This window comes from Alkalibacterium indicireducens (assembly GCF_039522005.1).
In the GTDB taxonomy this organism is placed as follows: Bacteria; Bacillota; Bacilli; order Lactobacillales; family Carnobacteriaceae_A; genus Alkalibacterium; species Alkalibacterium indicireducens.
In genome coordinates this window covers 340-8,043 of sequence record NZ_BAAADA010000048.1, presented here as the reverse complement: position 1 = coordinate 8,043, position 7,704 = coordinate 340, and the positions used below count along the sequence as shown (strand labels likewise).

The window sequence follows — 7,704 nt, the reverse complement described above, 5'->3', positions numbered from 1 at the left end:
ATCGAGAGCGGAACATTTATGGTGGCAGCTGCGGTTACTCAAGGAGATATCTTGATTAAAGACTGTGTCTCCGAACACAACAAACCCCTTATTTCAAAATTGAAAGAAATGGGTGTAACTTTTGTCGAATCATCTGAAGGTTTGCGCGTGATCGGTCCAGACAAGCTTAAACCAACTGATGTCAAGACGATGCCTCATCCTGGCTTCCCTACGGATCTGCAGTCTCCAATGACTATTGCTCAGCTGGCAGCTGAAGGCACAAGCATCATGAGAGAAACAGTCTTCGAGAATAGATACATGCACATGGAAGAACTGAGAAAAATGAATGCATCTTTCAAAGTCGACAGCCAGAGCCTGATTATTCACGGTGGACAAGAACTACAAGGAGCGGAAGTGGCTTCAAGTGATCTGAGAGCCTCTGCAGCCCTGGTTCTTGCCGGACTTATTGCAAAAGGCTATACTCAAGTGACAAACTTAAGCCATCTGGACAGAGGGTACTCTAATTTCCACGCTAAAATGCAGAAACTGGGTGCTGATCTGGAAAGAGTATCTGATCAGGAAACTGTTTCAGAAAAAAATAAGAGAATCTCAGCAAGCTGAGCCATGATAGTGGAATAATTAAACGGGCAGCCATTGTGCTGTCCGTTTTTGTAGTCCGTAAAGCGGAAGTACATCTTTCTGTCCAGGCTACTCGACTTCTCCAGCTTACAGGTTTATCCCAATTATATTTGTCAGGGTCAAAGCCTAAGCAGGCAGTATGGGGATTACTTGTCCAGAATGAATGAGTATAATGTGTTTCTTTTATTACTTTTATTACTACGAATAATTTTCCCAATTTATGGTTGCTCTTTTTTTCTACTTTAAGTATCATAGATAGAGTGAAAACTTTTTTAAAGAATCTCGCATTGTAATACAGCAACTGACAGTTGAGAGGAGACGAACGATGGCTAGAGATATTGGCATCGACTTAGGAACAGCAAATGTGCTGGTGCATGTTAAAGGAAAAGGAATCGTCCTGAACGAACCCTCAGTGGTCGCTCTGGATACAAAAACGAATGAAGTACTCGCGGTGGGAGAAGACGCTTATATGATGGTCGGACGTACACCGGGAAACATTAAAGCAATCCGACCCCTGCAGGGTGGAGTGATTGCAGACTTCGATATAACAGAAGCCATGCTGACATATTTTATTGATAAACTTAATGTGAAAGGGTTTCTATCAAAACCGAATATCCTGATCTGCTGCCCAACAAACATTACAGCAATTGAACAAAAAGCGATCATCGAAGTAGCGGAAAAGAGCGGTGGAAAGAATGTCTATCTTGAAGAAGAGCCTAAAGTTGCGGCTATTGGTGCAGGAATGGATATTTTCCAGCCGAGCGGCAACATGGTCATCGATATCGGTGGAGGAACAAGTGATATTGCAGTCCTTTCTATGGGCGGCATAGTAACCAGCCGTTCCGTAAAAATTGCCGGAGATACTCTGGACAACGATATTACTCAGTATATCAAGAAGAAGCACAATCTTCTGATTGGGGAACGTACGGCAGAGACTGTTAAGAAGGAAATAGGCGTCATATTCGATCATGGTCGCAATGACGAAATGGATGTCAGAGGACGTGACATGGTCACTGGTCTTCCTAGAACGATTACGATCTCATCACTGGAAGTTATGGAAGCTACGAAAGAATCCATGGTCGTCGTTGTCGAGCAGGCAAAATCTGTTCTGGAACAGACCCCACCTGAACTTTCAGCTGACATTATCGACCGGGGCATTATTCTCACCGGTGGCGGAGCCATGCTTGACGGCATTGAACTGCTTTTCGCTGAAGAATTGAAAGTGCCAGTGTTCAAGGCGGAAGATCCATTGGATAGTGTAGCTCTTGGAACAGGAATTCTTCTTGAAAACCTTAAGCAGAGAAATAAACTGTATTAAATATAGTAAGCCGATAAGTCTGGGATGTGAGTATTGGAGTGTTCGCTGATGACGTGGAAAACAATCTTAAAAGACATAGCATTTTATGTAATAAAAGTTCTAGTTGTTCTATTGCTTATAGCAGCCGCTTTTATAGGGGGAGCAATGTTAGGATACAGCGTCATTGGAGGAGCTGGGGATCCTATGGATGTTTTTAATCCGGAACTTTGGCAGCATGTATTAGACTTTATATTCTAATTTTTAGCTGTTTTGACGTTTATCTTCGGGTAAGCGTCTTTTTTTTCGTGACTTTCTGATTCTTTTAACAATATGTAATAGTAGGGAAAGAGAAATCTTTCTACTTTAATTAGAAGAGAGGAAAAAACATGAACGCCATTTCATTGATCGGAAGGCTGACCAAGGATATAGAGTTGAAAGATATTGGGGAAGGACGGCTTGTCACCAGTAATACGTTAGCTGTAAGAAAGACCTACAAGAAAGATGGAAGTAGTGATGCGGACTTTATTCCTTTTGTTGCCTGGGGAAAGCGAGCCGAACTCCTTGAAGAGTATTGTTCAAAAGGAGATCTTATTGCACTGACGGGGCGTATGCAGTCCAGGTCTTATAAAACTGAATCAGAAGATATGAGATATGTCGTTGAAATGCTTGTCGAAGATCTGGAGTTTCTCCAGAAAAAGAGCCCCGACAAAGTTGCTGCTAACCCCAGCTGAATCACTTGAAAAAAAACCGGCAGGATGACTTAGTCATCCTGCCGGTTTCTGCTGTCTAAAAAGCAGTAGGTGATATGAACCAAATTTGACGCCGGGCATGTCATACAAGGAAATTCTTCACTATTTACATTGATTTACATAGAAAATTCAACTATGGTAGGTATAATAACAGGAGCACGTATTATAGAAAGAAGGATTGTTATGCATATTTTAATGGTTGAAGACAATGAATCAGTCTGTGAAATGATCGAAATGTTTTTTCTAAAAGAAGAATGGGAGGCTACCTTTGCTCATAACGGTAAAGAAGGACTTTCACTATTTCAGGAGAATGAAAACAGCTATGATCTTGTCGTTCTTGATCTCATGCTGCCTGAAATGGACGGCATAACAATATGCAGAGAAATAAGAAAACAGTCCAGGACAGTTCCTGTAATTATGCTGACTGCCAAGGACTCGGAAAGTGATGAAGTGATCGGTCTTGAAGTTGGGGCGGATGACTATGTCACTAAACCGTTCAGTCCGCTTACTCTCGTCGCACGCATTAAGTCGCTTCTGCGCAGAGCCAATGTGAATGCCTCCGATTCAGCCAATGCTGAATATGAAATAGAAACAGAGCACTTGAAAATGGACCGGACGACTAGAGAAGTTCTACTATACAATCAAGCTCTGGATAATCTGACACCTAAAGAATTTGACTTGCTTTACACTTTAGCCAACAGCCCAAGACGAGTTTTTTCGCGTGAGCAGCTTCTTCAGCTGGTATGGGATTATGAATACTTCGGAGATGAGCGGACAGTTGATGCACATATAAAGAAATTACGTCAGAAACTGTCGGAGAATGGCCCCCAGGTAATTCAGACTGTATGGGGAGTGGGATATAAATTTGATGATACAAGATCGATCGATTAAGATGAAACTGCCGTACTTCTACCAGCTTTTTCTTGGTTTTCTGGCAGTTATCATTATTTTAATGACTGTGACGGTAGTGTCACTTGTTCATTTTGGACGGAATACTGCGGTGAGAAGCATCGAGACTCGCTTATTTCGTTATGCTGAATCGATTAAAGATGAATCGCTGGAAGGCGATGACCTCAGTACCATTCAGGAGCTCCTTTATGATCAAGGGGTATCGTTTTTTGTTTTTGACGAGACAGGCTCTCTGATTTTTCCAGAGCTTCCTCCCGATATGGAGGCGAGAGTGGTTCCCGAAGAAATAGACCGGCTGCGTAGAGGTGAGCGTCTGTCGCTGACTACAAATCAGGAAGACATGCTGGGAAACCCACGTGAAACGGCTCTGATCTATCTTCCTTATTTTGACAATCAGCAGGGAGACTATTCTGGTTTTGTGACAGTTAGTGCACCGGTCAGTCATATTGATGAACAAATGGAAGAACTGGAAGGGAACCTCTTTCAGGCATTTCTGATTTCAACAATATTAGCTGTACTGATGAGCTTTATCTTCGCTCATAATCAGGTTAAGAGGGTAAATCGTTTAAGAAAAGCAGCACATCAGGTAGCTGAAGGCGAGTACAGTATACGTTTGGACCATAAGGAAAGAGACGAAATCGACTATCTCTCAAGAGATTTCAATCGTATGGTCAGCGCGCTCAAGTTATCCCAGGAAGAAGTGAATCGCCAGGAGGAGCGAAGGAAGACATTTATGCAGGATGCGGCTCATGAGATGAGGACCCCCTTGACTACAATCAATGGCCTGCTGGAAGGACTCGAGTATGGGGTTATTCCTGAACAGCAGAAACTGAGAAGTATTCAGCTGATGCGCAAGGAGACACGCCGTCTGATCAGACTGGTCAATGAAAACATGGATTATGAAAATATCCGTTCCAATCGGATTGTTCTGAAAAAGCATTATGTGCCTCTTGGTGATATACTTGAGGAAATTAAGGAACAGATGAAAGAGATAGTTGTGGAATCAACTAACACACTGATAATAAAAGATGTTGAAGGACTTTTTGTATATTCGGACTACGACCGGCTGAAGCAGATACTGGTGAATCTCATAAAGAATGCCATGCAGTTTACTAGTGAAGGAACGATCATTGTCAGTGGAACAAAAACTGACGAAGGAGTCAGTATCAGCATTAAGGATACCGGGATAGGCATGTCTGAGGAAGAGCTGCGCTTTATCTGGGAACGGTACTTCAAAGCGGATTCTTCAAGAGTCAATACGAAGTATGGAGAGTCTGGTCTGGGACTTGCTATTGTTCAGCAGCTTGTCCAGCTTCATCAGGCTAGCATAGATGTTGAAAGTCAACCAGGCGAAGGAACCATCTTCACAGTTCACTTTCCTGATAAAGAGGAAGGGTATAGTGAAGAAGAATGAGAAAAACTTTTGAGAAATTCATTAAATCTTGAGAATATCTGACCTGTAAGGGCTTGTATGGTGGATGGAGTTAAAAGATCGTTCATTTTCATGTAAAGTCCTTTACAGGTCTGATTTTTTGGTCTATATTTATAAGTTGAAAGAGGCGTGTTCAGTACTGAATTAAACTTGTACTAACGGGCCGTCATGTCTAACAGAGATAAAGAAGGGACTTCTATGTCTAAAATAAAACAAATCTTCATGAAACAAACTGATCTATTCAGCATACTTATCGTTCTATTCTGGCTGAAAACTTATGTTGCCTACCTAATTGAATTTGAACTGGGGGTAACTGGGTGGCTTCAGCATGTCATTTTACTGATCAACCCTTTAGGGCTGGGTATCATTCTCTTTTCGGTGGCACTTTTCAGCAAAAACAAGAAACGTCGTACCTGGCTGCTGATGGGGATTCTGCTGGCGGCTACGCTGCTTCTCTATTCAAATATTTTATACTACAGAGAGTTTACTGACTTTCTGACAATGAACATTTTAGTAGGATCCAACAACGTATCCGGTGCACTGATATCGTCCACGCTGGCCATGATGAGGCCTTGGGATGTTTTGTACTGGATCGATGTTATAGTCTTTTTGGCTTTGATGTATAAGGTGAAAAGAGGCCAGTCAGTATTTGGCAGTAGACTGGATATCAGCAGGAAAGCAGCTGGGACACTTCTCTTAGGGATTCTTATGCTCGTCGGAAACCTGATGTTGGCAGAAATCAGTCGACCGCAGCTGCTTACACGGACATTTGACCGGAATTATATTGTTAAATATTTGGGAATCAACTTTTTTACAGGATACGATGTCTATCAAACAGCTAAGAATTCTCATATTAAAGCCAGCGCTGACGAATCTCATCTTGAAGAAATCGTCAGTTATGCAAAAGCTAACCGTGCTGAACCCAATCCTCAATATTTTGGAATGGCAGAAGGCCGTAATGTCATTGTGATCGCTATGGAAAGTATTCAGCAGTTTCTGATCGATTATGAGCTAGAAGATGAAAACGGCGAGACACACGAAGTCATGCCTTTTGTAAACAGTCTTTATAATAGTGAAGAGTCCTTCAGCTTCAGTAATTTCTATCATCAGACTGGACAAGGAAAATCTTCAGATGCTGAAATCCTCACTGAAACGTCTCTATATGGACTTCCTCAGGGCAGTGCATTTCAGACTCTTGGGTCATCCAATACATTTCATGCAACACCGGGGATACTGAAAAGTAAAGCTAATTATACATCAGCAGCCTTTCACGGCAATGTCGGTTCTTTCTGGAATCGTTCAGATACTTATCGGCAGTTCGGTTATGATTATTTCTTTGATGCCGAATTTTATGATCTGTCAGGAGATCGGGCGCTTGAGTATGGATTGAAAGACAAGCTGTTCTTCAGAGATTCTGTTGAGTATCTTGAGCAGCTTCCACAGCCATTCTACACCAAGTTTCTTACAGTCACACACCATTTCCCTTATCCTCTGGACGACCAGAATTCTGGGTTTCCGATTGCACAGACAGATGATTCTACAGTGAATGACTTCTTTGCCACTGCTAATTATGCTGACGAAGCGATGGAGGAATTTTTCACTTATCTGAAAAAAACAGGGTTATATGAAAACTCTATTTTTGTCATGTATGGGGATCACTACGGCATTTCCAATATGAGAAACCCTCACGTGGCTCCACTTATTGGAAAAGATCCTGAAGAGTGGGGAGAATTTCAGAATGCCGAGATGCAGAAGGTTCCGTTTATACTTCACATTCCTGGAATGGATGAAGGGGAAGTGTTCGACATGCCGAGCGGGCAGATTGATGTGCTGCCAACCCTGCTCCATCTTCTTGGTATAGAAACGGATGATTATCTGTTTATGGGACAGGATCTACTCTCTCCGGGACATGACAGCAGCGTAGCGTTGAGGAATGGACGAGTGATCACAACTGACTACACCTTCATTACTGACCGGATCTACGACAACCAGACTGGGGAAGAATTATCCGAGCAGTTTACTGAAGCAGAACGTCTTGAACTTCTCGCAGAACGAGACCGTGCTCGAATGGAAATGAATCATTCGGACAGACTGATGTCCATGGACTTGCTCAGATTCTATCAGCCTGAAAGTCTGACAAAACTGGATCCACTGGATTATACCTATTCCAATCAGATGGACATTCTTCAGAACCATCCAGAAAAACAGACGAGTGTAATTGAGAAGAACGACGGTCATTCCACACTTGAACTTTATGAAACAGATGCTCCTGAAATCAGGGAAAAGATGGATTATATCTATCGTCCGAAACCTGGACTGATGGAAAGAATCAGGAACTAATAGAATGAAGAATGATAAGAAGAGAGATGAACAGACTGTTTGTCTCTCTTCTTTTCGTGCGCCCGGCATGGGCGACAACTTGGTGGTGAAAGTCCACTACAGACTTGGCAGTAGGAACTGTTAGCGAAAGTCAAGGGTGTCCGCCGTGAGGCGGAATCTGAAGGAAGACGGACGCAAATGCTTGCGCTGACGAACAGAAACTTCATACAAAGGCTGAATCAGGACGGATGAGCTTGCGAAACAAAGTGAAGTCCGATACTGCCTGAATCCTGTACAGTAAATGGAGCAGTGACATGAGCAGAAGGTTGTCGTTCTTACCCGGGGAGGTCTCTTTCTTTATATCAAACTTTTTCAGTGAT

General features: G+C 42.6%; 6 protein-coding genes and 1 pseudogene. All 7 read left to right on the top strand.

Annotated elements, in window-relative coordinates; all coding sequences use genetic code 11:
* Window positions 1–600 (top strand): annotated as a pseudogene (locus ABFX15_RS03635) (UDP-N-acetylglucosamine 1-carboxyvinyltransferase); the annotation flags it as partial.
* 343 nt (window positions 601–943) lie between these two features.
* Window positions 944–1,936 (top strand): rod shape-determining protein MreB, encoded by a 993-nt coding sequence (mreB, locus tag ABFX15_RS03630; RefSeq protein WP_346024145.1) that lies wholly within the window; start codon window positions 944–946, stop codon window positions 1,934–1,936.
* A gap of 48 nt (window positions 1,937–1,984) precedes the next feature.
* Entirely contained in the window at window positions 1,985–2,173 is a 189-nt protein-coding gene (locus ABFX15_RS03625; RefSeq protein ID WP_091265989.1) for a DNA-directed RNA polymerase subunit beta, read from the top strand.
* A 128-nt stretch (window positions 2,174–2,301) separates the two neighbouring features.
* Window positions 2,302–2,646: a single-stranded DNA-binding protein gene (locus ABFX15_RS03620; RefSeq protein ID WP_346024144.1), complete on the top strand. Its 345-nt coding sequence runs from the start codon at window positions 2,302–2,304 to the stop codon at window positions 2,644–2,646.
* A 201-nt stretch (window positions 2,647–2,847) separates the two neighbouring features.
* On the top strand, window positions 2,848–3,555 hold the full coding sequence (locus tag ABFX15_RS03615; protein WP_346024143.1) for a response regulator transcription factor: 708 nt from the start codon (window positions 2,848–2,850) through the stop codon (window positions 3,553–3,555).
* On the top strand, window positions 3,533–4,987 hold the full coding sequence (locus ABFX15_RS03610) for an ATP-binding protein (RefSeq protein ID WP_346024142.1): 1,455 nt from the start codon (window positions 3,533–3,535) through the stop codon (window positions 4,985–4,987). Before ABFX15_RS03615 ends, ABFX15_RS03610 begins: the two co-directional genes overlap by 23 nt.
* Window positions 4,988–5,203: 216 nt before the next feature.
* Complete coding sequence (locus ABFX15_RS03605) at window positions 5,204–7,345, top strand: LTA synthase family protein (protein ID WP_346024141.1); 2,142 nt, start codon at window positions 5,204–5,206, stop codon at window positions 7,343–7,345.
* Window positions 7,346–7,704: the final 359 nt, after the last annotated feature.